The following is a 24,064-nucleotide window of genomic DNA, read 5'->3' on the forward strand; positions in this document are numbered from 1 at the left end:
GGCTGACGCCGGAGTTGACGGCCTGGAGGTCGAAGAAGAACGCCTGGACCCCCAAGGCCTTAAGGGCCAGGGGGGGACCCCCAAGACGGGCCGGCTGTGCCGGTGCGGGCCGGCACAACCAGCCCGGCCGGCTGTGGCCGCCCCGCGGATCCTCGGCGCGCTCGGGCTGCCTACTACCCTGAGCGGGACCCTTCGGTCGCTCTCAGGACACCCCGGACAGTCAAGGAACCTCGCAGTTGACCCCGTACTCCCTCGCGTTTTACCTGGACGTGATCACCACCGGCACGGTCCTCGGGGCCAAGCCCACGGACACCCCCGACCGGGTCACGGATATCCTGGGCGCCGGTTTCGCCGAGAACTCCTTCGACAAGCACAGCATGTGGCGCGACTACGGCATGGCCGAGTTCTTCTGGGACCGCCGCAAGGGTCAACTCCCTTGGAAGGGGCACCACTTCACTCTCCAGGTGCACCGGCTCCCCTGGGGCGGCGAGACCGTCAACAGTCGCGTACGCGAGCGGTACGGACGTTTCGAGCGCCACCTCCGCTTCGACAGGCTGGAGCAGTTGCTGGGCCGCCGGGGCGTGCACCTGGAGGACGTTCCGGATGCCAACGCCCCCGACTACAGCCTGCACTGGCAGCCCTCCTCCCAGGTCGCCGTCATGGTGCGCCGCACACCGGAGGAAGGGGGGCGGCGACGCGGCAGGAGCCGCGTGGGTGACGTGCACGCCATCTACTCCTCCCTCAGCGCCGACATGGTGGCCTGGCACCGGTCGCACTACGGCAGCCCCGACCGGTGAAAGCCCCCCGGCACGGCCAGTTGGGCCCACACCGTCTTCTGCGGCGGCAGGCCCTCCACCGTGCCCCAGTGGTCGGCGAGCGCCTGCACCAGGAGTAGGCCGCGACCCGACTCCGCGTCCTCGGCGGGCGCCGGGGCCACCACCGGCAGCGTCCTGTCCGCCCGCGTGTCCGTCACCTCGATCCGCAGCACGTCGTCCTCCCGCAGCAGCAGCCCCACCTCGAAGCCCCGGCCCGCCACATACCCGTGCAGCACCGCGTTCGCCGTCAGCTCCGCCACCAGGAGCCCCGCCGTGTCCGACGCCTCGCTCCCGTGCGGCACGCCCCACGCGTCCAACTGGCCCTGCGCCAGCCTCCGCGCCAACGCCGCCGACCGCCGCGTCGATGCGAACCGCTTCCTGAACACGCGTACGGTAACCGGCAGTTGGGCCGCGCCCGGCTCTGTTTCGAGGTGCATGGCGCCAGCGTGGCCCGCTCGCGACCACCTCCGCCAGGCATCCCCTGTGTACGCTCCGCGAGCGTACGCGCACGTGCTGTAGACGGTACGCACTCCGTGCCGTAACTCTGGGTGAGTTGCGAACGCGGGGCGAACTGTTCACCGAGAGGCGGCCGCCGATGGCACGTGCGCGCGAGAAGCCCCCGGGACAAGGGCGAGACGGGGAGCCCGGTCCCTCTGACAGTCTGAAGACCTTCGGGGCGGTCGTCCAGGCCCTGCGAGAACACGCCGGCCTCAGCCGCGCCCAGTTCGCAGCGTTGGTCGGCTACTCCACGCATACGGTTGCGTCGGTGGAGTTGGGCCGTCGTATGCCGGACCCCGAATTCGTTGAACGGGCGGAGCCTGCGCTGGGTAACACGGGGGCGCTGCGGAACTCTGCTCAGTACCTCAACCGTCAGCCCGGGGTGGCGTCTTGGTTCCGCAAGTGGGCCCGCTTGGAGAAGACGGCCATCAGCCTGGATACGTACGAGTGCCGCATGGTGCCTGGCCTGCTTCAGACGGAAGCCTACGTTCGGGCCCTGTTTGAGAACCGCATTCCGCCGCTTTCAGACGAGCAGATGACGGAACGGCTTGCGGCCCGGGTGGAACGTCAAAAGTTGCTGCGCGAGCGCCCGAACACCTCGTACAGCTTCATCATCGATCAGGGAGTGCTGGAACGCCGCATTGGTGGGCCGCAGGTGACGCGGGACCTGCTTGACCACATTCTGGACACCACCGGCCCCCGCAACGTCGGCCTCCAGATCATGCCGCTCCGTTGTGAACGTCACGCGTGTCTCGCAGGGGCCTTGCGGCTCCTGATCACCCCGGAGGGTCGGCGCCATGCGTACTCCGAGGGGCAGCAGAACGGGCGGATGATCTCTGATCCGAAGGAGGTATCTCTGCTCGGCCAGCGGTATGCGACACTGCGCTCGCAGGCTCTGACACCTGAGGAGTCGCGGGACCTGCTGGAGCGATTGCGAGGAGCCATATGAGCACTTCCGAACTCGCGTGGTTCAAGAGTAGTTACAGCAGTGCTGAGGGAGACGACTGCGTCGAAGTCGCCCTCGACTGGCGTAAGTCGACGTACAGCAGCGCCGAGGGCGACAGCTGCATAGAGGTCGCCCACTCCTGGCGGAAGGCCACCTACAGCAGCGGCTCCAGCGGCGACTGCGTCGAAGTTGCCGAGTGCTGGGGCAAGTCCAGCTACAGCAGCGGCTCCGGCGACGACTGCGTCGAGGTGGCCGCCTGCCCGCGCACCATCCACATCCGGGACTCCAAGGACAAAACCGGGCCCCAGCTCGCGCTGAACCCCGCCGCCTGGGGCGAGTTCGTGGCGTACGCCAAGCAGGGCGCGCGGGGCTGACCCGGGTTCGTCAGGCCAGGCCCGCCGCGATCGCGCGGCGTACCGCGTCCGCGCGGTCGCGGATGTCGGCCTTGGTGAACAGATTGTTGATGTGCGTCTTCACCGTCGCCTCGCTGATGAAGAGCTGCTGGGCGATCGCCCGGTTCGGCAGGCCCTGGCCGATCAGCGCCAGTACTTCGCGTTCGCGCGGGGTGATGTCGCCGGGCAGCGGCTGGGACGGGGCCGGGGTGGCGGCGGGGCCCGCGCGTACGGTGGCCAGGAGGCGGGCCTGGACTTCGCGGTCCAGGACCGACTGGCCGGCCGCCGCCGCGCGGATCGCCCGGGCGATGTCCTGGCGGCCCGCGTTCTTGGTCAGATAGCCGCGCGCGCCCGCGCTCAACGCGGCCAGGATCGAGTCGTCGTCGGCGAAGGTGGTCAGGACGACCACGGCCACCTCCGGGTGCTCCTCGGTCAGCCGGCGCGTCGCCTCCGTGCCGTCCATCACCGGCATGCGCAGGTCCATGAGGACCACGTCCACCGGGCCCGCGGCGACCGCGGCCAGGACCTCGGTGCCGTCGGCGGCGGCCGCCACGACCTCGATGTCGTCGGACAGGCCGAGGACCGCGGCCAGCGGTTCGCGTACGGCGGCCTGGTCGTCGGCGACGACCACCCTCAACTTGGCTACATTCCGCGTCGGTTCACTCACCGTGTCGCTCACTCCATCATGTGCCTGGTCGCTCATCCGGGGATCACCGCCTCGACCTGCCAGCCGCCCTCGTACGGTCCGGTGACGACGGGGCCCGCCGTGATCGTTCCGTTCAGGAGGGCGACGCGTTCGCGCATGCCGATCAGGCCCATTCCGCTGCCGACACCGGCGTTCACCCTACGGGTGGCGGGTCCGTTGCGTACGGCCAGTGTCATGGACGTATGCGTGTACGTCAGCTGCACCCGGACCGGGCCGCCGGGCGCGTGCCGGGCCGCGTTGGTCAGGGCCTCCTGGGCGATGCGCAGCAGGTTCTGGGTGACCCGGGACGGGACGTCGCGCACGGTCCCGGTGACGGTCAGGGCGTCGCGGTGGCCCGAGGAGTCCAGCATCGCGGTGAGGCTCTCCACCAGCGGCAAGGAGTCCTCGCGCAGCGCGTGCACGGTCCACTGGGCCTGCTTCAGGCTCTCCTTGACCATGCTGTGTGCCTTCTGGTTGGCCTCGCGGACCCTGTCGAGATCGCCGGTGTCGATGAGGGCGTCGGCCAGTTCCAACTGCATGTTGATGCCCGCGAGGGAGTGGGCCAGGACGTCGTGCACGTCGCGGGCTATCCGGCCGCGTTCGGTCAGGATGGCGGCCTGGGCCTCGGCCCGGGCGGCGCGTTCCGCGGACTCGGCCGCCGAGAGGGCCGCCATGACGGCGCGGTGGCGGCTGCGGTTGAGCATGCCGATCAGGACGGGCCCGCCGATGGTGAAGCCCAGCGTCCAGGGGAGGAGGTCGTGGCCGGTGCCGAGGTGGAAGTAGAGCGCCACGGTGCAGAGCACGGCGCACAGCGCGGCGAGGGCGAGGGCCGTGCGGGGCTCCAGGCGGAACCCGATGTGCCCGACGATGAAGTACGCGAAGAGGTAGCTCGCGCCGCCGGTGCTCACGCCGATCAGGGCGGCCGCGGCGAGGACGCCGAACGTCAGCCAGGCGACGGTGAGGCGCGGCGAGATCCGCTCGTCCGGTACGTGGCGGGCCGCCAGCATCAGGGAGTTGACCAGGATCAGGACGGCGCAGGCCAGGCCCCGGCCGCTGAGGCCCTGCGGCTGGATGGTCCAGATCGCGGACGCGATGACGAGGAGGGTCGGGATCCACTGCGTACGCGGGTCCTGACCGGGCACGGTCCGCGGGCCGGGCTCTCGGGGTGCGGCGCCCGGGGTCTCGGGCTGCGCTGGGGGCTGGGCTTCGGGCACGGCGTGACCATAGCCGAGGGCGCGGGCGAGGACACGCAGGCCCCGGTCCAGGCGGGCGGCCCAGGTCGTGAGCAAGTCGGTGGCGGGGGAGGTCGCTTGGGGGCCGCCGTCCTGGGTTCGGTCCTGGGTCCGGTCCTGGTGGCGGAGAGCGGCGGCCGGGGCCTTACGGCGGCTGCGCGGGGGCGGCGTCAGCGGGCGAAGGCCCGTGGCCGGGCCCTGGGGGGCCGGGGTCACGGGCCGGGGGCCGTGGTGCGGGCGCACGGTCAGACCGTACGGTCGAGGGTGCGGACGGGGTGCATCTCCGTCGCCGCCACCGGCTGACGGCGGGCGGCCACCATGCGGCCCCGGATGAAGATCGTGGCGAGCCGCGTGACGACCTCGGTGAGCGCCATCAGGACGAACGCGGCGACCCAGGCCTGATCCGTGGTGATCTGGTGGGCGATGCTGAACTGCGCCACGTGCGGGGCGCCGCCGTGGTCGACCCACACCTGGAACCCCATCCGGGCGCCCATACCGAGCACCCACAGCGCGGCGGAGACGAAGCCCGCCTTGATCAGCAGGTGCTCCCCGGAGACGCGGATCCGGGTGTAGAGGCCGCCCGCGACGCCGAGCGCGGCGCCGGCGGCCGTCAGCGCGCCGATGAGGACGAGGTCGTTGCCGGCGGTCGGGATGGAGTGCAGGTAGCTGTGGGCCACGAAGGCCACGATCCCCAGCGGGATCAGGAAGGTCTTGAGGTCCAGTCGGCCTTCCCGCAGCTGGCGGAAGACGACGAGGACGAGTGCGATGTCGGTGAGCCAGTCGGTCGTTGTCATGCCTCAAGACTGCTCTCACCAGGCGTTACGCACCTGGACCCAGGGGTGGAGGCGGGGTGGAGATGCGCCGGTTCCTCAGGTCCACCCGCGGCCTGATGGCGTGCGGGTGCGCGGCGCTCTCGGGCACCCTCCGGTGACACGAAGTAGCGCCGCCGGGAGGGCGGAACGGTGAGATCCTGGAAGCGGATAGTGCACCTCATAGGGAGGCATCCCATGCGCAAGGTCGCCGACTGTCGGGACTACCCGAGCGAATCGAATTGCAGCCTGACGATATCCGGTGAGGAAGAGGAAGTCGTCCGGGCAGGGGCCGAGCACGCCGCATCGGTGCACGGCCACACGGACACCCCCGAACTGCGTGAACAGCTACGGAAGATGCTGAAGGACGAGGAGACCGTCTGAACCCGGTGCTCGCACGTGCCGCGTCCGGTGGGAAGGGAACGGGGCACGTGCGGTGACCTGTACGTCGCGAGCCCCTGCTGCCGCGGGCAGAGCGAGCCCCTGCTGCCGCGGGCAGAGGGTGTCGCGGGTGAGGGTCTCGCCTGTGTGCATGGGGGAGTGCCCGAGTACGTGAGTGCGCAGCTAAGCGAGCTGGGGCGGCAGTGGGGAGGCATGGAGGACGGTCAGGCCCGAGACCGCTCGGGTCAGGGCCACGTACAGGCGGCGCAGGCCGGTGCGCTCGTCGGGCTCGCCCTCGACCACCGCCGACGGCTCGTCCAGCACCACATAGTCGTACTCAAGACCCTTCGCGAGCGAGGCCGGGACCAGGGTCAGGCGGGACTCGGACGTCGTCTCCTCGCCCGGCGCCAAGTAGGGCAGGCCGGCCGCCTCAAGTGCCTTGCCGAGGACGGGGATTCGAGCATCCGCGGCGATCAGGCCGATCGAGCCCTCGTGCGCCAACGACGCCACGCACGCGGCCACCACATCCACGTCCAGGTCCGCCGACTCGCGCACTGCGAGCGACCCCGGGGTCTCACGCACCGACTCCACCGCCGTGAGCCCCGGCGAGATCGAGGGCAGCAGCTTCGAGGCGTACGCGATGACCTCGCGCGGCACGCGGAAGCCGGCCGTCAGCTCCTCGACGACCGCCTCGCCCTTGCCGAGGTGATGCAGCGCCTCCGCCCAACTCGCCGTCGCCCAGGGCGTGGTGCCCTGCGCCAGGTCGCCGAGGACGGTCGCCGAACCCGTCGTGCAGCGCCGGCCGACCGCGCGGTACTGCATGGGGGAGAGGTCCTGCGCCTCGTCGAGCACGACGTGACCGAGCGAGTGGGTGCGGGCGACCAGGTCGTTCGCCTCGTCGATGAGGACGGCGTCCGCCGCCGACCACTTCGCCGACTTCACGCTGCGGGCGGGCTTGGGGGAGACGATCGCCCGCTGCTCGTCGTCGGTCAGGACCCCCTCGGCGTGAGCCGCCAGGAAATCGGGGTCGTTCAGCAGGCGCAGGACCAGTTTCGCCGGGTCGACCGGGGGCCAGATCGCCTTGACCGCCGCCTTCACGGCCGCATTGCGGGCCACCGCGTCCTGCACCCGATCGTCGGGGGCCTCGCCCGCCTGCTCCATCCGTACCAGGACGGTGTGCGCGATCCGCTGCGGCAGGGCCTCGCGGCCGGCACCGTAGCGGATGTCACGGGCCGTCAACTGCTCGACGATCTCGCTCAGTTCATACGCGGGTACGCGCCAGCGGCGCGAACCCCGCACCACGACGAGGGGCTCCGTGGGGGGTGTCACATGGGACCACACCGCTCGGCGCAGCACCTCGGCCATGCGGGCGTCGCCCTTGATCACGGCGGAGGGGGCCGGGTCGGTGCCGCGTACCTCGATGTCCTTGGCCGTGAGGTCGTCCACCGTCGCCTGCTTCACCTCCAACTCGCCCAGCGCGGGCAGAACTTGCTCGATGTAGTGCAGGAACGACTTGTTCGGTCCGATGACGAGGGTGCCGGTGCGGGCGAGGCGCTCGCGGTGCGCGTAGAGGAGGTACGCGACGCGGTGCAGACCCACCGCGGTCTTGCCGGTGCCGGGGCCGCCCTGCACGCAGACGCTGCCGCTCAGGCCCGACCGTACGATCTCGTCCTGCTCGGGCTGGATCGTGGCGACGATGTCCCGCATCGGGCCCACGCGGGGGCGTTCGATCTCCGCCTGGAGCAGCTTGCTGGTCTGCGCGGCCTCCGCCGGGTCCATGAGGTGCTCGTCCTCGTACGCCGTCAACTCGCCGCCGGTGTAACCGAAACGGCGGCGCAGCGCGACATCCTGGGGGTTCTTCTTCGAGGCGCGGTAGAAGGGCTGCGAGACGGGGGCGCGCCAGTCGATCACCATCGGGTCGCCGTCGGCGTCGTGGACGTGACGCCGGCCGATGTAGAACCGCTCGCCCTCGGCCCCTTCGGCGAGCTCCACACCGGGGGCGTGCTGGTAGTCGAGGCGGCCGAAGAAGAGGGGGGTGTGGGAGAGGTCCGCCAGGGCCTTGATGCGGTCGTCCATCTGGCGTTGCAGGACGGCGGCGTTCACCCAGTTCGCGGTGACGTCCTTGATGTCGAGGGCCTCGACGTCCTCGCGCATCGCGCGCAGCGCCGCGCGGGATGCGGAGAGGTGGGTGCGTTCGTGGTGGAGGGGGTCGGGGGTGTGGGGGGCGGCGTCGGGATTGCGGACGGGGTCGTGCGCGGGCACGGGTTGCCTCCGGCGGGGGTGGGTGGGCACGGGTGCGGGCCGGCCGTGCGGCCGGTGCGGGGTGGCTGGGCTGCGGCCGTACGGGGTGCCTCCCGGTTTCCGGACGGGGGGCGGCGCTCCGTGGGGAGGCGGGGGGAGGGGATTCTAGCCAGCCGCTGAGCGCGGGGCGAACGATTTCCCCCGAGTGCCCCTGCCGAAGGTCACCCCGGCCGGGCGCGGGAGCGGGACCTTGGTCCGTCCCGTAGGGGACCGAGTCGGACCAGAGGTGTACATGAGGGTGCCGCAGGTTCCGCCCAAGGGGCGATGTGCCGAGGATGTCCGGAAACCATCATGGAGGTATGAGTACAACGACCTTCACCCCAGCCCCCGCCCCCTCGGGCGGCCCAGGGGGCGGCGGCCCCCGTGGGGCCACCGCTTCCGGCGCCGCTCACCACCGTACGCACAAGATCGGCAACGCCGTCCGGGCCGCCAAAGTCCTTGCCGGCGCCGCGTTCAGCGTGGTCGTCATGGGTGAATTCGCGGAGGAGGCGGGAGTTCACCGGCGTTCGCGCTGAGCGGCTGCCGGAAGTCGGCGGGCCGCGCCACTAGGCTCACCTCATGTGACCGAACGTTCACCGTGCGCCGCCGCCTCCCTTCTCCTCGCGCTCTCCCTCGCCGCACTCGCCGCCCTCAGTGTGGCCCTGCGGATCCCCATGGCGGACGCCCTGGTCTACCGGGCGGAAGGCGCCGCCGTCGCGAGCGGTAGCTCTCTGTACGGGTTCACCGTCACCGCGTGGCAGCTGCCCGCCACCTACCCGCCGTTCGCGGCCCTGCTGTTCGTGCCGACCGCGTATGTGCCGACGGATGTGCTGCGCCTCGCCTTCGGGACCGGTAACTGCGTGCTGACCGGGTTCCTCGTGGTGCTCTCCTGCCGCTTCGCGGGGGTCAGGCCGCGGGGCGCGTACCTTCTCGGCGCCGCCGCGCTCGCGCTGTGGCTCGAACCCGTCTTCCAGACCCTGCTCTTCGGACAGATCAACCTGGCGCTCACCTGCCTCGTACTCTGGGACCTCTCCCGGCCCGCGGCCGCCTTCGGCAAGGGGTTCGGGGTCGGCGTCGCCGCCGGGATCAAGATCACGCCACTGTTCTTCGTGCTGCATCTGGTCGTCCGCGGACAGCGCCGCGAGGCCGCCGTCGCGCTCGCCGGGTTCGGGACGAGCGTGCTGCTCGGGGCGGTCGTACTGCCCGGCGCCAGCGTCGAGTTCTTCACCCGGCGGCTCTTCGAGACCGGCCGGGTCGGCAAGGCGTGGATCGTCGACAACCAGTCGTTGCAAGGGCTCGTGGCGCGGCTGCTGCACACCCCCGCGCCGGGGATGGCGTGGGGCGTGGGCGCGGTGGTCGTCGGTGCGGCCGGGCTGTGGGGCGCGCGGCGCGTCGAGGAGCGGTGGGCGCTCCTGGTCAGCGCGTTCACGGCGCTGCTCGTCTGCCCCATCAGCTGGTCGCACCACTGGGTGTGGTGCGTTCCGCTGATCGTGCTGGCGGCGGCAGAGGGGCGGACGCGTACGGCCGTCGCGCTCGCCGCCGTCTTCACCGCCCGCACCCTCTGGCTCGTACCGCACGCCGGCGATCTCGACCTTCAACTGCCGCTGTGGCAGCAGCCGTTGGCGTCGCCCTATCCGCTGGTCGGGCTCGCGGTGGTGGGGTGGGCCTGTGTCGTGGCCGAACCCACCCATGAGCGTCTGCCGGGCGCCAACGCTCAGTTGCCCGCGAGGAGTTCGTCCGCGTCCATGATCCGGTAGGCGTAGCCCTGCTCGGCCAGGAAGCGCTGGCGGTGGGCGGCGAAGTCCTGGTCGATGGTGTCGCGGGCGACCACCGAGTAGAAGTGCGCCTGGTGGCCGTCGGCCTTCGGGCGCAGCACGCGGCCGAGCCGCTGGGCCTCTTCCTGGCGCGAGCCGAACGTGCCCGACACCTGGATGGCGACCGTCGCCTCCGGCAGGTCGATCGAGAAGTTCGCCACCTTGGACACCACGAGCACACTGATCTCGCCCTCGCGGAACGCGCCGAAGAGCTTCTCGCGCTGCGCGTTGGACGTCTCGCCCTTGATGACGGGTGCGTTCAAGTGCTCGCCCAGCTCGTCGAGTTGGTCGATGTACTGGCCGATGACGAGAATCTGCTGGCCGGCGAACTTCCGTACCAGCGCCTCCGTCACCTTCCGCTTCGTCGCGGTCGTCGCACAGAAGCGGTACTTCTCCTCCGTCTCGGCCGTCGCGTACGCGAGCCGCTCGGCATCGGTGAGGTTCACGCGGACCTCGACGCAGTCGGCGGGCGCGATGTAACCCTGCGCCTCGATCTCCTTCCACGGCGCGTCGAACCGCTTCGGCCCGATCAGCGAGAACACGTCCGACTCGCGGCCGTCCTCACGCACCAGCGTCGCGGTGAGGCCGAGGCGGCGGCGGGCCTGGAGGTCGGCGGTGAACTTGAAGACCGGCGCCGGCAGCAGATGCACCTCGTCGTAGACGATCAGACCCCAGTCGCGCGAGTCGAACAGCTCCAGGTGCGCGTAGACGCCCTTACGGCGCGTGGTGAGCACCTGGTACGTGGCGATCGTGACCGGGCGGATCTCCTTGCGCGTACCGCTGTACTCGCCGATCTCCTCCTCGGTCAGGCTGGTGCGCTTGACCAGCTCGTGCTTCCACTGGCGGGCCGAGACCGTGTTCGTGACCAGGATCAGCGTGGTCGCCTTCGCCTCGGCCATCGCGCCGGCGCCGACCAGCGTCTTGCCCGCGCCGCAGGGCAGCACGACCACCCCGCTGCCGCCGTGCCAGAACCCCTCGACGGCCTGCTTCTGGTACGGGCGCAGGCTCCAGCCGTCCTCGGCGAGCTCGATGGGGTGCGCCTCGCCGTCCACGTACCCGGCGAGGTCCTCGGCAGGCCACCCCAGCTTCAGGAGCGTCTGCTTGATCTGGCCGCGCTCGGAGGGGTGCACGGCGACGGTGTCCGGGTCGAGGCGGGCGCCGACCAGCGGGGTGACCTTCTTCGAGCGCAGGATCTCTTCGAGTACGGGCCGGTCGGTGGAGGTCAGGACCAGGCCGTGGGTGGGGTGCTTGGAGAGGGTGAGGCGGCCGTAGCGGGCCATCGTCTCGGCGATGTCGACGAGGAGGGCGTGCGGGACCGGGTAGCGCGAGTACTCGACCAGCGCGTCGACGACCTGCTCGGCGTCGTGCCCGGCGGCCCGCGCGTTCCACAGGCCGAGCGGCGTCACCCGGTAGGTGTGGATGTGCTCGGGCGCCCGCTCCAGCTCGGCGAAGGGCGCGATGGCACGGCGGCAGGCGTCGGCCTGGTCGTGGTCGACCTCTAGGAGCAAAGTCTTGTCGCTTTGGACGATCAGGCAGGACACACATACCTCCGGAAGTAGGATCGTCCCGTGACAGACAGCACACCCGCCATGGCTCGGGCTTTGCCCCGTGCCAGACGCTCAAAAGGCGTCTCGGCAAGTGCGCCGGGAATGCGCGCTGCCATCTACGTACGACTTTCACGCGAAACAGAAGAGTCTACCTCGCCCGAGCGTCAGAGGGCTGCGTGCGAGGCGTTGTGCCAGGCCAGAGGCTGGAACGTCGTTGCAGTAGAAGAAGACATCGACGTGTCCGGCTATTCCCGTGGACTGGACCGCCCGGGACTGCAACGGGTCCTTTCCCGACTCCCTGAGTTCGACGTAATCGTCTTCTTCAAGATCGATCGTCTGGCTCGGTCCACAGTGGACTTCGCCGAGATCATGAAGATCACGCAGAGCGAGAGTGTGGCGCTGGCGTCAGCGAGCGAACCTCTGGATCTCACATCGTCCATGGGCCGTGCCATGGCGAAGGTGATCGCGGTCTTCGCTGAACTTGAGTCGGACACCATCGGTATGCGCGTCTCCAGCGCTCACGAGCACCTGCGTCGGGAAGGGCGCTACACGGGCGGCAGAGTGCCGTACGGCTACCGAGTGGTCCCGAACCCCGACGGGGCGGGCAAGGTGCTGGAGATCAACGCTGAGGAGGCCGAGACGATCCACGGGATCGTGGAACGCGTACTCAACAAGGACTCCCTCCTCAAGATCGCATCGGACCTCACCAAGTCGGACAAGCCCTCGCCCGGTCACTCGTCCCGCCAGACCACGGGCAAGCGCAGCGATTCGAAGCAGTGGTACACGTCTACGCTGCGCAGCCTGCTGACAAATCCTCAGTTGCTGGGGCAGGTCATCGAGGACGGCAAGCCCATCCTGATGACGGACGGTCTGCCGCTGGTCAACCGCACGCCGATCCTCGACATGGACACCTGGCAGGCGTTGCAGGACGAGCTCAATCGGCGAGCCAACCCCGGTGACCGGCGACGAGAAGGCACATCGCTGCTACGCGGAATCGTCTACTGCGCGGTGTGCACGACGCGCATGTACACGTACGTCGCCAAGGGGCGCACGCGGTACCGCTGCATCGGACGGTTGAAGGCGCGGCAGGCGGGTGTGGAGAGCACTTGCTACGGCGTGAGCATCGCTGGTGAGGGCATGGAGGAACACGTTACGGAGCTGTTCCTCAAGAAGTTCGGCGCGCTCCCAGTGGTGCGCATGGTGGAGCACGCGGGGGAGGACTTCCGCCCGCAGATCAGGCAGGCCCGGGAAGCGCTGACAGACCTTGAGAAGGACCGGTACGACCGTGGATTGTTCAAGGGGGAGGAAGGCGCGGCGCGGTACGCAGCTCAATACGCCAAGTTGGAGGAGCGGTTGGCCGCTCTGAACGAGAAGCAGCGCACCGCCAAGCCTGCGGGTGTGGAAGCGGTTCCGACCGGCCGGACTCACGCACAGCTGTGGAAGGACGCCGACACGGGGGGCAAGCGAGATCTACTTCTGAACGCTGGTGTGTACGTAGAAGTCGGCATGTCCCGCAAGGGCGGCCCGAGACTCGACACGTCCCGCCTCGCGGTCTACTTCGGGGAGGACGGCGAGATCCGCCGTGCTGACGCTGACGGTAAGGACGTTGAGGCAGTCATACAGCGCGCTGTGGCCCGGGATCTTGAGCTGTCCTGAGCCTTCCTGAACGCCTTTCGCGGCCCGTTGCTGGGGAAACCTGGTGGCGGGTCGTTCGGCGTTCCTGGGGGCGCGTGTGGCTTCTGAGGACGTTGTCAGTGGCCGTGCGTAGGGTCGGGGCATTGTCGGGCTTCGGTAACGGTTTCGTCGGGGGAATGGCGGGGTGGCGTTGACGGGGGTGGTCTGGTTTGCGCTCTGTTGCTTCTTGCGACCCCGTTCCAGGAGCCTCCCCAACCCTTGCGGTTGCTGGCCTGAGCGGGGCACGCTACGGGCTTTCATGATCATCAAAAATTGTGCGAGCTTGAGCGAGACATGATCGTTGAGCGGACGCGTGCGGGTCTGGACGCCGCCAAGGCTCAGGGGCGCACCGGGGCCGCCCCGCCGTGATGGACGCTGACAAGCTCGCTGCGGCCAAGGCTCGCAAGGCCCAGGGTGAGAGCGTCACGGCCATTGCCAAGGCGCTCAAGGTGTCCCGCGCGACGCTGTACCGGGCGCTGAGCGATTCCGAGTAATCCGCCCCGACTTGAGGGACCGTCTGCCCTGGTGGTGGACGGTCTTTCGCATGTCCGCCCCGGGGAGGGCACGAACCAAGTTATTGGGACGTGTGGGTCGTAGCGGACGGCGAAGAGCCCGCCGCTCCAAGTGGAGGAACGGCGGGGCCCTGGTCGGCGGGGGAGTTGCACGTTGGCACTTGGCGTCGCCCCGGCTACTGCGGTGGGCGGCTGTACTGCTCCAACGTCGCCTTGCTGGTCGACGCGTCCACCAACCGCAGTTCCCATGGGCCAGTGTTCACGTCGAAGTCCTTCCCGAACCCGACCCACTTTCCTGCCATGCGACGGCCCGTCGGCTCGACCAGTAGTTGAATCGCCCCGTGATACCGCGCGCCCTGGTAGTAGCCGTCAGATGCCGTCTGCTCCACCCACGACCCTGTGACCACGTTCCGGTCAACCGTGAGGTCAAGGGACAGCGGGCTGTCAGGGTTGGACGATGCCCCTGGCAGGCTCTGAACTGTGAGCCGGTTCCCGCGGTGCAGCACCAAGACGTAGTGCTTCCCCTGGTACGTGTCGCTACGGCTGGACGAGTAGAACTCGTACCGGCTGAGCCAAATACCGGAGTAGTTCTCTCCCTGAGACTGCGTACTCGGGTGCGCCGAGACCGCCGCGACACCGTCCGCGCTGGAGTCCATATCGTGGCCGCCGGACCCGTCCCCACGTACCCGCGCGGTAGAGACCTGCGTAGCGAACCCGAGAGCCTCAATCGGCCGTCCAGTGACATGCTCCAGAGCCCGCGCGTACACCGGTCGGCAAGACCGTGTAGCGCCTGACTCCCAACGCTGCACAAGCCGTTTGTTAGCTTCGTTCGGCTCACCGAGCTCTGCACCTGCCCGGTTGATGGCTCTGGCGAACTCGTCCTGACTCAGCAGCATGCCGACCCGCACGGCACGCAGTACATCGTTTGGTGTCTGCGTAATCGTCGTCATGAGTCCACGGTAGGCCGAACAGCCGTGCAATGACACCGAATTGACGCCTGCGGGTGACGTCCGCATGACGCCCGTTCTGCCGTCGCGATGACCTTGATCGGCAGGGAGTCTTGAGGGCACACGCGACCCAGGAGAGCGGACCCATGTACTCATCGAACCAACCAATTGGCCTACGCCCAGCCGGTACCGAGACGATCCAGGGGGTTGAGGGGTGCGGGCCGTGCACCATCGCTCTGGCCCAGATTCGCCAGGCCAAACAAGCTCGCAACCCGTCGCAGGAGGTAGACGCACGGGTGAAGCTGCGCCGGCACCTACGGCAGGCCCATGGGCGGGAAATCCCCCTGTTTGAGGGCTGATTGACCGACCGCTGATGCGTGCCCGCGCGGGCACAGATGAGCCCCGTCCGGCGACGACACGAAACATCGCCGGGCGGGCGGGGCGGGCAAACTTCCAGTCTGCCGTATCGGGGGGCCGGGCGGGACGTGCGGCCGGGTGCGGATGAGTACCGGGCGGCGCGGGATGAGTACGGGATGAGTACGGGGACGGTGTCGGCGGGCCCGGGGCGGGGGTGGGATGGCGGCATGACGACGACGCGGTGGGAGCCCTACGCGTACCGGGGGCGGCAGGGGCGGGGGCAGGGGCACGGCTACGGGTACGGGCGCTGGGCGCCGGGTCCGGCTGGGCGCCGCGGCACGGTGGACGGACCGGACACGGTCTGGTGGGTCGCGCCCGCGGTGTGCACGCTGGGTCTCGTCCTGTCCGTCTGGCTCGATCTCGTGGCGTTCCCGCCGCTCGGGCGCGATCCGGAGTACCTCGTGATGCTGTACGGGGTGCCGGTGGGGGCGGTGCTCAGCAGCTGGCTGCTTCCGTTGCGGCGGAGCCTGCGGGCTCTGCGCGTCTGGCTGGCGGCGGGCGGCGTCGTTCTCGGGTTCGTGATGTCCAAGCTGCTCGTCGTCGGCATCCTTGTGCTGATCACGGTGTTCGCGTTGATGTGGGGCGGGAGCCCGCACGACTAGGAAGCGGGGGCAGGCTTGGCCACCGGAGAACACCGGGATCCGAAGGGGGCCCGAGGATAGGCGGTTGATCCCGGCAGGTCTAAGGTCTGAAATCCAGGATCAGAACCAGGACCAGAACCAGGATCAGAACGATGGGGGGCGCCAGGCGTGCAACAGGACGATGCCGTTGTCGGCTGCGCCGGAGTGCTGCTCGTCGCCACCCGCGGAACCGCCGGGCCCGGCGAGGTCGTCGTGAGCGTCAGAGGTGGCACGGAGGCCTTCCTCGCCTGGTCGGAGGAGCCCCTCCCGAAGGGCGCGACCGTACTCGTGATCGGATCCCGTGGCACCCGCCAGGTGGACGTCATCGAGTGGGCCGATCCGTTGGACGCGTTGGGCGGCCGTTCCGCCGACGCCGGCTAGACGTCGTTTCCCGCCAGGGGACGTCGTTTCTAAGGAGACAGAGGATGTTCGGTTACCGGGTGCCCGCCCCCGACGAGGCGATGCTGATCTCGGGTGGCAGGCGCGGTCTCGGGGGTGCCCCGTTCCGTGTCGTGACCGGCCACGGCAAGTTCGTCCTGCCGGTCTTCCGCAAGACCCGCTTCCTCACGCTTTCCATGTGCGAGGCGGAGGTCACCGAGACCTGCGTGACCAGGCAGGGCATCGCGCTGCACGTGCGTGCCGTCATCGCGTTCAAGGTCGGCAACGACCACGAGTCGATCGTCAACGCGGGCCAGCGCTTCCTGTCCGACCAGGACCAGATGTCGATCCTGACCGGGCGGATCTTCGCCGGTCACCTGCGGTCCATCATCGGCTCGATGACCGTCGAGGAGATCGTCACCGAGCGGCAGAAGCTCGCCGCGGAGGTGCTTGAGACGTCGAAGACGGAGATGGCGAAGATCGGCCTGACCGTCGACTCGCTCCAGATCCAGTCCATCGACGACGGCGATGTCGGTTACATCGACGCGATGTCCGCGCCGCACAAGGCTGCCATCCACCGGGCCGCGCAGGTCGCCCAGGCACAGGCCACGCAGGCGTCGGTCGAGGCCGAGCAGGTCGCGGCGCGCAACCAGGCGGAGTACGCGCGGCAGACCGCGGTCGTCAAGGCCGAGTACTCCGCCGAGATCGACCGCGCGCAGGCGCAGGCCGCGCAGGCCGGGCCGCTCGCCCAGGCCCACGCGCAGCAGGAGGTGCTCGCGGCCCAGACCGAACTCGCCCAGCGGGCGGCCGAGTTGCGTCAGCAGCAGCTCGTCGCCGAGATCGTGAAGCCGGCGCAGGCCGAGGCCGAGCGCATCAAGGTGCTCGCGATCGCCGAGGCCGAGCGGATGAAGATCCAGGCGGAGGCGGCGGCGTCGTACGACCGTGTCGCGCTCGACCGGATGCTCATCGATCAGCTGCCGCAGATCGTGAAGGAAGCGGCGGGGGGTCTGGCGGGGGCGAACGTCAATGTGCTCAACGGGGCGGACGGGTTGGGCGAGATCGCGGCGGGGCTCGTCGGGCAGGGGCTGACGATCCTCGACTCGGTCCGGCAGAACCTGAGTGGGGCGGGGTCGGGGGAGCGCGATTCCGCGAGCGGGGCTCAGCTGTCCCTGCCGGGGCTGTTGTCGGGGTCGGGGTCGGGGTCGGGGTCCTCCGGGTCCTCCGGGTCCGGTAAGCGGGACGGTTCGGTCGACATCGACTAGTTCGCGTCCGCTTGGGCGGGGTGCGGTGTGGTGTGGCCGGTTCGGCCTGCCCCACCCCACCCCTTCCCGCAACCCGCCGGGGGAGTTCGATTTCCCCTGCGGGCCGGTGGGGGCCAGCCGCGCAGTTCCCCGCGCCCCTGAAAACACCGGTCGTCTGCGGACCGTGCCCGCGTCTCGCGCAGTTCCCCGCGCCCCTGGCGGGGTTTGCCCTTGGCATGCTGCCCAGTGGAGGCAATCTCAGCCCGTCCGGCATTTGAGGACGAGCGCCCTTAAGGTGCGAACGGGGTCTGGGGCGGAGCCCCAGAGGGCCGGCACTCTCAAGTAGCCGCACGGGTCGGTGGCTCCGGCTACGCCGGATCCGCCAGCTCGGCGACGCCGGTGATGCGGTGGAGGGGGTACGTACGCACCTCGTCCGCCGTGTGGTCGTACGCCGTCACGAACCCGCCCTCGACCCGCACCGGCGCGATGACCCGCTGACTCGCCGCGCCCTCCGCGTTGACGTAGCCGATCCACACCGCCGACCCCGTCATCGCCGCCGCCTGCACCGTCGCCAGCGTCTCCGCCGACGACGTACGCGGCAGGGAGCCGGAGCCTGAGCCGTCCGTGCGGGCGGAGTCCGGCGGCTCCTTGCGCACCACCGTCGCCGCCGTGTCACCCGCCCGGATCGCCCGTACCGCCGCGTCGAGCAGCGTCTCGTCGGGGTGCGGCGGGCCGTCCGGGACCGGGACCGGGGCCGTCCGGCGCGGGGTGCGGCGGGAGTCGGCGCGGGTGATCACGACGTCGCCCTCGGCGGACTCGGCGGCCGGGGCGTAGCCCATGGAACGCAGCCCGTCGAGCAGCGCGCCCGGTTCGGCGGTGGTGGCCAGGACGGTCGGCGCGAGGCGGCGCAGGTGCAGCGGCCCGCTGCGCTTGTCGGCCATGATCTCGCCCAGCATCGCCTCGTCGTCGCAGCGTACGTACGCCGAAGCGGCGCCCACCCGAAGATGGCCGTGGCGGCGGGCCACGTCGTCGATCAGATAGCTGAGCGGCTGAGGCACCGGCGTACGGCTGTGCTCGGTGAGGAAGGCCTGAAGGTCGGAGGCGGTCCGGCCGGCGTCGAGGGCGCGGCGTACCGAACCCGCCGTGAAGCGGTAGACGGTCGCGCCGCCCTTGGACTCGATGTCGGCGAGCACGCCCAGCATCGCCGCGAGCGGGCGTCTCAGCGGGCCGGGCGCGACCGCGGTGAGGTCCGCCTGGAGCAGGACATGGTCGACGGGTTCGGGCAGGTGCGGGGCGAGGGCCTGCGCGGCGAGCGCGCCGAGCGCCTCACGTTCGGCGGCACCGGCGGCCGGCGTCAGCAGCACCCGGCCGTGCGTGGTGAGCGCGCCCCGGCCGGTCAGACCCAGCAACTCCGCCTCGGACAGCGTCCATTGGGCCAGCCGCGAGCGCAGGTCCGCGGGTCCGCTGCGGGCCGGGTGCTCCCAGCGCAGCCGGGCCAGCAGCGAACCGGGCTCGGGCGAGGTGGCCGCGGGGAGTGTGGTGAGCAGGGTCAGGACGCGGTGGCGTACCTCGGGCGCGGGGGAACGGTCGAGGTCGGGGCCGAGCGCGGCGAGCGTACGGCCCTTGGCGTCCTGTTCGCCGACGAGCCCCGCGGTGCGGGTCGCGGCGAGCCAGGCCAGTGCGAGGCGCGTCCAGCGCTCGGCGGGCGGAAGGTCGAGCCAGTCGTCGTACTCGGGGGTCGGCGCGTACCGCTCGTCCGCCTCGCCGTCCGACGCCAACAGGCCTGCTGCATAAGCGAGTTCGAGCCAGAACGCGGTCGTCGGCTCGGGCAGGTCGAGGGCGGTCGCGGTGCGCTTGAGGTCGCGTACGGACAGACCGCCGGCCCGCAGCACGGCCGGGCCGCCCTCGTTCCACTCGGCGAGCAGGTCCTCGACGGTGGTCAGCGCGGTGAACGCCTGGCCCGCGGCGGCCGCGTCCACCACCTGGGGGCGGTACTCGCGCAGCGGCGTGACGGCGGGTGCCACCGGCTCGGTGGTGCGGTGTGCACGCCCGGCGCGCAGATGCAGGGCGACCTCGCGCGGCAGCACCAGGGTGCGGGCCGACGCCGGGAGCAGCAGGCCGTGGTCGCGCAGCCAGCGCACCGGCGGCGGCGGATCGGCCGACACCTCGCCGTACGGCGGGCCCCACACCAGCCGGTCCAGGACGGTCAGCGCGTCGGACGGCGCGGAGTCGAGCAGCTCCGCCATCCGTGCGCGGTCGGTGAACAGCGAGGTCAGCGCGGCGACCGCGGACACCGGGTCGTGGGTCGCCGGGAGGCCCGCGGTCTGGAGGATCTCCTGGACGCGGCCCGGCGACATGCCCGACGTCGACTCCGCGACGGTCGGGCCGAGACCGGTGGGGGAGGGGTGCGTGGGCGAGGGGGCGAGCAGTTCACGGGCGGTACGCACCAGGCGCAGCCGGTCGTCGCCGCCCCACACCAGGGCCTGCTCACGCAGCGCCGCGAGCGCGCCGGGCAGCGCGCGCTCGACCTCCGCGTCGCCGTCGTCCCCGGCGAGCAGGGCGAGGACCGCCTCGTACGGGGCCGGATCCGGGGCCACCGCCAGCACCTGGGCGGTCTGGAGCGCGAACGTGTCGAGGCGTTCCAGGGCGCGGACGACGGAGGCCCGGGTGCCGGCGCGGGTGGCGAGCTGGGTGAGGTCGCCCGGCACGGGCGAGAGCAGGTCGGGCCGGGCCCGCAGCAGGGCGGCGAGGGAGTCGTCGGGGCGGGCGCGCAGGGACTCGGCGAGGGTGCGGGGCGCCGGGCCCGCTGCCGGTGCCGGTGTCGTGGCGGGCGTTGGCGCCGTGCCGGGTGCCGGGGTACGGGGTGCCGAGGCGGGTGCCGGGGTACGGGGTGCCGAGGCGGGTGCCGGGGTACGGGGTGCCGAGGCGGCGGTGTCCGCTGCCTGGGCAGCTCGGTTCGTCGCGCCGGTCGTTCCTTCGGGCACGTGCGCCTCCTGATTGCGCTCGCCGGTCCCCATCCGCCCCACGGTAGCCCGTGCGCGCTACCGTCAGGACCCGTAGCCGGTGTCCGAAACGCGGCCGGACCGGCGGGACGGCGGCTCTCAGGGTGGCCGCGAGCGGGCTCGCGGAGGGGAAACGGGCGTGGGGATCGAGAGCGACCAGCTGGTCTACGACTACCTGAGCCGGGTCGGCGACCTGGCCCAGCGGCGGCAACTGCCCTCCGGGGACCGGATGCGCCTGGTGTCGTCGCTGCGCGACGAGATCGACAAGCAGCGGGCGAAGTACGGGACGGAGACGCCGGCCACGGTGCGGCGCGTGCTCGGGCGGTTCGGGGCGCCGGAGGACGTCGTGGAGCGGGCCGCGTCAGGGGCGGGGCGGGGGCCGGGGGCGGCTCCGGGCTTCGGTGCCGCGCCACCCTCGGGGCCGGGGTACGGCGGATCGTCCGCGTCCGCCGCCGCGCCTCCGTCTTCGCCGTCCCCGCCCCCGCCCCCGTCCCCTTCGTCTTCGTCTACGTCTTCGGTTGAGGGTGGGGTGCCGGTTCAGCGGGACCGGTTGTTCCCCGGGCGGGGCAAACGCCTACCGCGCCCACGGCCGCGGGCTCGGTCGCGTGAACGGGCGGCGGACGAGGCGCCGCCCACGCCCTCCTTGCCGGCGCCGCCGCATCTGGCGGGCATGGACGAGCTCGGCAAGCAGGGCGACGAACCCGACTGGTGGCGGGTCGGGCCCTCCGCCTCCGCCCCGCTCGGGGGCGATGTGGTGCCCGGGTTCGTCGGCGGGGTGGAGATTCCGGAGCTCCTGCGGCCGCCGGTGGACGAGGCCGAACTCGACGAGGCCGATGAAGGTGACGTCGAGGGAGACGACGAGCTCGGGGAGGACGCCGACCTCGTCGAGACCGCACCGGCGCGGCGCCGCCCGCTGCTGCGCCTGCGCCCCGGTCGGCGCCGGGCCATCGGGGCGGTGGCCGTCCCCCGTGCCGGGCTGTCCAACCCCGTCCTCCTGCTGGCGGCCGCGCTGCTCGTGACGGGCGCGCTGTTCGGGCTGTGGCTGGCGCTCGGCGCGGGCTGGCTCCTCGCGTACGCCTCCCGGCGGCTGACCCGGGCCGAGTCGAAGTGGGCGGTCTTCGGCATGCCCGGCCTGACGCTCCTGGGCGCTCTGGTCTGGCTCTGGGGGCGCCAGAACGGGCGGTGGGGCGAACCGATCGCGCCGGGGGCGATGGGGGATGCGGTGTCGGGGGTGTGGCCGTGGGTGGTGCGGGTGGCGGCGGTGTCGTCCGCGGCGTTCCTGGTGTGGCGCGCGCGACGCCCCGAACGCGGCTGACCCCACGTCTGCCTCCGGCCGGCTCACACCCCGAGCGGTCGCGCAGATCCCCGCGCGCCTGGCGGTGCTGGTGCCGGGTGGCATGCACATGCCCCGGGGGCCGGGGTGGGCAACTCCGGGGTGGTGCCCGGCTGGGCACAATGGGGCCATGCCCCACAACGCCCCCACCGTCGGCTTCGACCTCGACATGACCCTCATCGACTCCCGCCCCGGCATCCACGCCGTCTACCAGGAGCTGTCCGCCAGGACCGGGACGTACATCGATGCCGACCAGGCCGTCAGCCGACTCGGGCCACCGCTCGACTGGGAGCTGCGGCACTGGTTCCCCAAGGAGCTCATCGCGGAGATGGTCCTCACGTACCGTGAGATCTACCCCACACGCGCGATCCTGCCCACGCCCGCGCTGCCCGGAGCCGCCGACGCCGTGCGCGCGGTCCAGGAGCTCGGCGGCCGGGCCGTCGTCGTCACCGCCAAGAACGCGCCGCAGGCCCAGCTCCACCTCGACCACCTGGGCATCGAGCCGGACGAGGTCGTCGGCGGCCTGTGGGCGGAGGCCAAGGCGGTCGCGCTGCGCGAGCACGGGGCGGCGGTGTACGTCGGCGACCACCTCGGCGATGTGCTCGGGGCACACGCCGCCGGCGCCGTGTCGGTCGCGGTACCGACCGGCCCGATCGGCGCGGACGAACTGCGAGCGGCCGGCGCGGACGTCGTCCTCGACGATCTGACGTCATTTCCGGCCTGGTTGAAGGGTTACGCCGCCGAACGCCCTTGACAGCCCGGCCTCGCACTTTCGTACGGTCCGGGCCGATCCCGGGGCCGGTTCGGCCGGCCCGAGGGGCGGAAGTGGTCGTTCAGGCGCGGACCGCGCGGCGTTGCTCCGCGATGCCCAGGAGCACGCCCGCCCCGGCGATCAGGAAGCCGACGCCCATCAGCATGCAGATCAGGTACGCGACCGACGGGAACGGGGCGGTGTGCAGGAACAGCGGCGCCACCGTGACCAGTGTGGCGAGCGCGCCGATGAAGAAGACGACGGCGCCGACGCGAACCAGCCGATCACCGGTGGTGAGGGCGGAGCGGTCGGTCTTGGCCTGGGTTTCGGTACTCACCCTGCCAGGGTAGTTCCCAGCTCGTAAGGACAGGCCGGGACGTCTTGTCAGCAGTGCCTGCGGCTGTCCTCCGACTCTGACGCCTCCACGGCCATCGAGAGGCAACGCCGCTCCATAGAGCACTACCTGGCCGCCCCTCATGTGTCCGGCATCCTGGCCGGTGAGGCTGAGGACGCTGATGTGTCCGGTGGCCTCTCTCCTTTCAAGCTTCCCGCGCTGGGGAAATGGCTGAACAATCGGGCAGACGATTTCGATGTGATCATTGCTTACCGGCTCGATCGTCTGACTCGCCGCGCCCTGCATTTCAATGAGCCTTTTCCAAGTTGGCGGCGGTGACCGCGAGTTGGGCGTGCCTGCACAACGATGAAGCTCCTGGTGGACGGGTTGTCGACCAAGATCAGCCGTCTGCGCCAGGAGCTTCGAGTGCTTGTCTACCCTTCGTCGATCGACCTGTCCAGCCGGACCCTGCGTTTCCTGACTGGGCAACTCGCCTCGCGGAGGCGGGAGATCGGTACGCGGTGGAGACGACTGACTGCGGGCCGGCAGGCCCTGCTCGCCCTGGCACACCTGCGGTGCGGTGACACCTACGCCCAACTCGCTGCCGGGTTCGGCATCGGGATCGCGACCGCATACCGCCATATCCGCGAGGCCATCGAGGTGCTGGCCGCGCTCGCCCCGACACTGGAGGAGGCGATGGTCACGGCCCGCACGAAAGCGTTCGTCCTCCTGGACGGAACCCTGCTGCCCATCGACCGGATCGCCGCCGACACCCCGTACCACTCGGGGAAACACAAACGCCACGGCATGAACGTCCAGGTCCTGACCGACCCCTTTGGCCAACCGCTGTGGGCCTCGCCCGCCCCGCCCGGAGCGACTCACGACCTGACGGCCGCCCGCACCCACCACATCATCGACGCACTCGCAGAGGCGGGCCTCAGATGCTGGGCGGACAAGGCATACCAGGGTGCCGGCCGCCACGTCCGCGTCCCGTTCCGGGGACGCAGCCTCAAGCAGTGGAAGCGGCGCCACAACTCCACGCACGCGAAGATCCGCTGCCTCGTCGAGCAGGCCATGGCCGTCCTGAAGGGCTGGCGCCTGCTACGGAAGCTGCGCTGCAGTACCAACCGGATCACCGACATCGTGAAGGCCACCGTCGTCCTTCACCACGCCTCAACGGCAGGATGAAAAAGGCTCAGTGAGGCTTTTCCATCATCGGTCTGAGCTGGCCAAATGCAGGGTGAGGACAGCCTGGATGAGGCAGGTGATCCGGGTGGTCGAGCACCGGAGCTTGCGAAGGAGCCGCCAGGACTTGAGGGTGGCCATGGCCTGCTCGACGAGGGCGCGGATCTTCGCGTGGGACCGGTTCACCGCCTGCTGACCGGTGGAAAGAGTCTCCCACCGTCCCCAGCACGGGGTACGGACCGTGCCGCCGGCGCCCCGGTATCCCTTGTCG

At 70.8% G+C, this 24,064-nt stretch carries 26 protein-coding genes; 16 read left to right on the plus strand and 10 right to left on the minus strand.

The features are described 5' to 3' along the window. The first annotated feature begins 236 nt into the window (after positions 1–236). Positions 237–797, plus strand: coding sequence for a hypothetical protein (locus AB0D31_RS32160; protein ID WP_362729674.1), 561 nt, complete (start codon positions 237–239; stop codon positions 795–797). Here the strand turns inward: AB0D31_RS32160 and AB0D31_RS32165 are convergent. Further along, a complete protein-coding gene (locus tag AB0D31_RS32165; protein ID WP_362729676.1) occupies positions 776–1,252 on the minus strand; it encodes an ATP-binding protein in 477 nt (158 codons plus the stop codon). The genes AB0D31_RS32160 and AB0D31_RS32165 overlap by 22 nt on opposite strands. 158 nt (positions 1,253–1,410) lie before the next feature. Here AB0D31_RS32165 and AB0D31_RS32170 point away from each other — a divergent pair, with 158 nt between their 5' ends. After that, positions 1,411–2,262 (plus strand): helix-turn-helix transcriptional regulator, encoded by an 852-nt coding sequence (locus AB0D31_RS32170; protein WP_362729678.1) that lies wholly within the window; start codon positions 1,411–1,413, stop codon positions 2,260–2,262. Beyond that, the gene (locus AB0D31_RS32175) at positions 2,259–2,633 is read left to right on the plus strand and encodes a DUF397 domain-containing protein (RefSeq protein ID WP_362729680.1); all 375 of its coding nucleotides are present in this window, start codon (positions 2,259–2,261) and stop codon (positions 2,631–2,633) included. The genes AB0D31_RS32170 and AB0D31_RS32175 overlap by 4 nt, the downstream gene beginning before the upstream one ends. A 10-nt stretch (positions 2,634–2,643) precedes the next feature. On the opposite strand, the gene AB0D31_RS32180 is transcribed toward AB0D31_RS32175, so the two are convergent. From AB0D31_RS32180 to AB0D31_RS32190, 3 genes are all read right to left on the minus strand, one after another. Beyond that, positions 2,644–3,318, minus strand: coding sequence for a response regulator transcription factor (locus AB0D31_RS32180; RefSeq protein ID WP_362729682.1), 675 nt, complete (start codon positions 3,316–3,318; stop codon positions 2,644–2,646). Between the two features lie 32 nt (positions 3,319–3,350). Beyond that, positions 3,351–4,448, minus strand: coding sequence for a histidine kinase (locus AB0D31_RS32185; RefSeq protein ID WP_362729711.1), 1,098 nt, complete (start codon positions 4,446–4,448; stop codon positions 3,351–3,353). Between the two features lie 365 nt (positions 4,449–4,813). After that, positions 4,814–5,362 (minus strand): hypothetical protein, encoded by a 549-nt coding sequence (locus tag AB0D31_RS32190; RefSeq protein ID WP_362729684.1) that lies wholly within the window; start codon positions 5,360–5,362, stop codon positions 4,814–4,816. Between the two features lie 213 nt (positions 5,363–5,575). Here AB0D31_RS32190 and AB0D31_RS32195 point away from each other — a divergent pair, with 213 nt between their 5' ends. Then, on the plus strand, positions 5,576–5,761 hold the full coding sequence (locus tag AB0D31_RS32195) for a DUF1059 domain-containing protein (protein WP_267058616.1): 186 nt from the start codon (positions 5,576–5,578) through the stop codon (positions 5,759–5,761). Between the two features lie 180 nt (positions 5,762–5,941). On the opposite strand, the gene AB0D31_RS32200 is transcribed toward AB0D31_RS32195, so the two are convergent. Further along, the gene (locus tag AB0D31_RS32200) at positions 5,942–7,912 is read right to left on the minus strand and encodes an ATP-binding domain-containing protein (RefSeq protein ID WP_362729713.1); all 1,971 of its coding nucleotides are present in this window, start codon (positions 7,910–7,912) and stop codon (positions 5,942–5,944) included. 446 nt (positions 7,913–8,358) lie between these two features. Here AB0D31_RS32200 and AB0D31_RS32205 point away from each other — a divergent pair, with 446 nt between their 5' ends. Both AB0D31_RS32205 and AB0D31_RS32210 read left to right on the plus strand, forming a co-directional pair. Beyond that, on the plus strand, positions 8,359–8,574 hold the full coding sequence (locus tag AB0D31_RS32205) for a hypothetical protein (protein WP_362729686.1): 216 nt from the start codon (positions 8,359–8,361) through the stop codon (positions 8,572–8,574). 45 nt (positions 8,575–8,619) lie between these two features. Further along, the gene (locus AB0D31_RS32210) at positions 8,620–9,795 is read left to right on the plus strand and encodes a glycosyltransferase 87 family protein (RefSeq protein ID WP_362729688.1); all 1,176 of its coding nucleotides are present in this window, start codon (positions 8,620–8,622) and stop codon (positions 9,793–9,795) included. Here AB0D31_RS32210 and AB0D31_RS32215 read toward each other — a convergent pair. Next, positions 9,753–11,393: a DNA repair helicase XPB gene (locus tag AB0D31_RS32215; protein WP_362729690.1), complete on the minus strand. Its 1,641-nt coding sequence runs from the start codon at positions 11,391–11,393 to the stop codon at positions 9,753–9,755. The two genes, AB0D31_RS32210 and AB0D31_RS32215, sit on opposite strands and share 43 nt — an antisense overlap. A 27-nt stretch (positions 11,394–11,420) precedes the next feature. Between AB0D31_RS32215 and AB0D31_RS32220 the strand changes: the two genes are divergently transcribed. The 3 genes from AB0D31_RS32220 to AB0D31_RS32230 all read left to right on the plus strand — a co-directional run bounded on the left by AB0D31_RS32220 (position 11,421) and on the right by AB0D31_RS32230 (position 13,567). Further along, a complete protein-coding gene (locus tag AB0D31_RS32220; protein ID WP_362729692.1) occupies positions 11,421–13,055 on the plus strand; it encodes a recombinase family protein in 1,635 nt (544 codons plus the stop codon). Between the two features lie 312 nt (positions 13,056–13,367). After that, positions 13,368–13,442: a hypothetical protein gene (locus AB0D31_RS32225; protein WP_362729714.1), complete on the plus strand. Its 75-nt coding sequence runs from the start codon at positions 13,368–13,370 to the stop codon at positions 13,440–13,442. Beyond that, positions 13,442–13,567 carry a helix-turn-helix domain-containing protein gene (locus AB0D31_RS32230; protein ID WP_362729694.1) on the plus strand — a complete coding sequence of 42 codons (126 nt, stop codon included), beginning with the start codon at positions 13,442–13,444 and terminating at the stop codon, positions 13,565–13,567. Before AB0D31_RS32225 ends, AB0D31_RS32230 begins: the two co-directional genes overlap by 1 nt. A gap of 194 nt (positions 13,568–13,761) precedes the next feature. Here AB0D31_RS32230 and AB0D31_RS32235 read toward each other — a convergent pair whose 3' ends face one another. After that, complete coding sequence (locus tag AB0D31_RS32235) at positions 13,762–14,535, minus strand: XRE family transcriptional regulator (RefSeq protein ID WP_362729696.1); 774 nt, start codon at positions 14,533–14,535, stop codon at positions 13,762–13,764. A 581-nt stretch (positions 14,536–15,116) separates the two neighbouring features. Between AB0D31_RS32235 and AB0D31_RS32240 the strand changes: the two genes are divergently transcribed. The 3 genes from AB0D31_RS32240 (at position 15,117) to AB0D31_RS32250 (ending at position 17,209) form a co-directional block, all read left to right on the plus strand. Next, complete coding sequence (locus AB0D31_RS32240) at positions 15,117–15,551, plus strand: hypothetical protein (RefSeq protein WP_362729698.1); 435 nt, start codon at positions 15,117–15,119, stop codon at positions 15,549–15,551. Between the two features lie 147 nt (positions 15,552–15,698). Continuing rightward, positions 15,699–15,950, plus strand: a complete 252-nt coding sequence (locus AB0D31_RS32245) for a hypothetical protein (RefSeq protein ID WP_362729699.1) — start codon at positions 15,699–15,701, stop codon at positions 15,948–15,950. A 44-nt stretch (positions 15,951–15,994) separates the two neighbouring features. Further along, positions 15,995–17,209 carry an SPFH domain-containing protein gene (locus AB0D31_RS32250; protein WP_362729701.1) on the plus strand — a complete coding sequence of 405 codons (1,215 nt, stop codon included), beginning with the start codon at positions 15,995–15,997 and terminating at the stop codon, positions 17,207–17,209. A 347-nt stretch (positions 17,210–17,556) separates the two neighbouring features. On the opposite strand, the gene AB0D31_RS32255 is transcribed toward AB0D31_RS32250, so the two are convergent. Next, entirely contained in the window at positions 17,557–20,205 is a 2,649-nt protein-coding gene (locus AB0D31_RS32255) for a helicase C-terminal domain-containing protein (RefSeq protein ID WP_362729702.1), read from the minus strand. Between the two features lie 124 nt (positions 20,206–20,329). On the opposite strand from AB0D31_RS32255, the gene AB0D31_RS32260 reads away from it, so the two are divergent. Then, positions 20,330–21,505, plus strand: coding sequence for a hypothetical protein (locus AB0D31_RS32260; RefSeq protein WP_362729703.1), 1,176 nt, complete (start codon positions 20,330–20,332; stop codon positions 21,503–21,505). A 148-nt stretch (positions 21,506–21,653) separates the two neighbouring features. Further along, positions 21,654–22,277, plus strand: a complete 624-nt coding sequence (locus AB0D31_RS32265; RefSeq protein WP_362729705.1) for an HAD family hydrolase — start codon at positions 21,654–21,656, stop codon at positions 22,275–22,277. 79 nt (positions 22,278–22,356) lie between these two features. Here the strand turns inward: AB0D31_RS32265 and AB0D31_RS32270 are convergent, their stop codons facing one another. Next, positions 22,357–22,611, minus strand: coding sequence for a hypothetical protein (locus AB0D31_RS32270; protein ID WP_362729707.1), 255 nt, complete (start codon positions 22,609–22,611; stop codon positions 22,357–22,359). Positions 22,612–22,674: 63 nt separating this feature from the next. On the opposite strand from AB0D31_RS32270, the gene AB0D31_RS32275 reads away from it, so the two are divergent. Together AB0D31_RS32275 and AB0D31_RS32280 are read left to right on the plus strand one after the other, a co-directional pair. Beyond that, on the plus strand, positions 22,675–22,947 hold the full coding sequence (locus AB0D31_RS32275) for a recombinase family protein (protein ID WP_362729716.1): 273 nt from the start codon (positions 22,675–22,677) through the stop codon (positions 22,945–22,947). Between the two features lie 87 nt (positions 22,948–23,034). After that, entirely contained in the window at positions 23,035–23,796 is a 762-nt protein-coding gene (locus AB0D31_RS32280; RefSeq protein WP_362729718.1) for a transposase family protein, read from the plus strand. A 24-nt stretch (positions 23,797–23,820) separates the two neighbouring features. On the opposite strand, the gene AB0D31_RS32285 is transcribed toward AB0D31_RS32280, so the two are convergent. Then, positions 23,821–24,064: transposase family protein (locus tag AB0D31_RS32285; protein ID WP_362729709.1), on the minus strand; the 244-nt coding region annotated here is incomplete at its 5' end.

This window comes from Streptomyces sp. NPDC048361 (genome assembly GCF_040651795.1).
Taxonomy (GTDB): domain Bacteria; phylum Actinomycetota; class Actinomycetes; order Streptomycetales; family Streptomycetaceae; genus Streptomyces.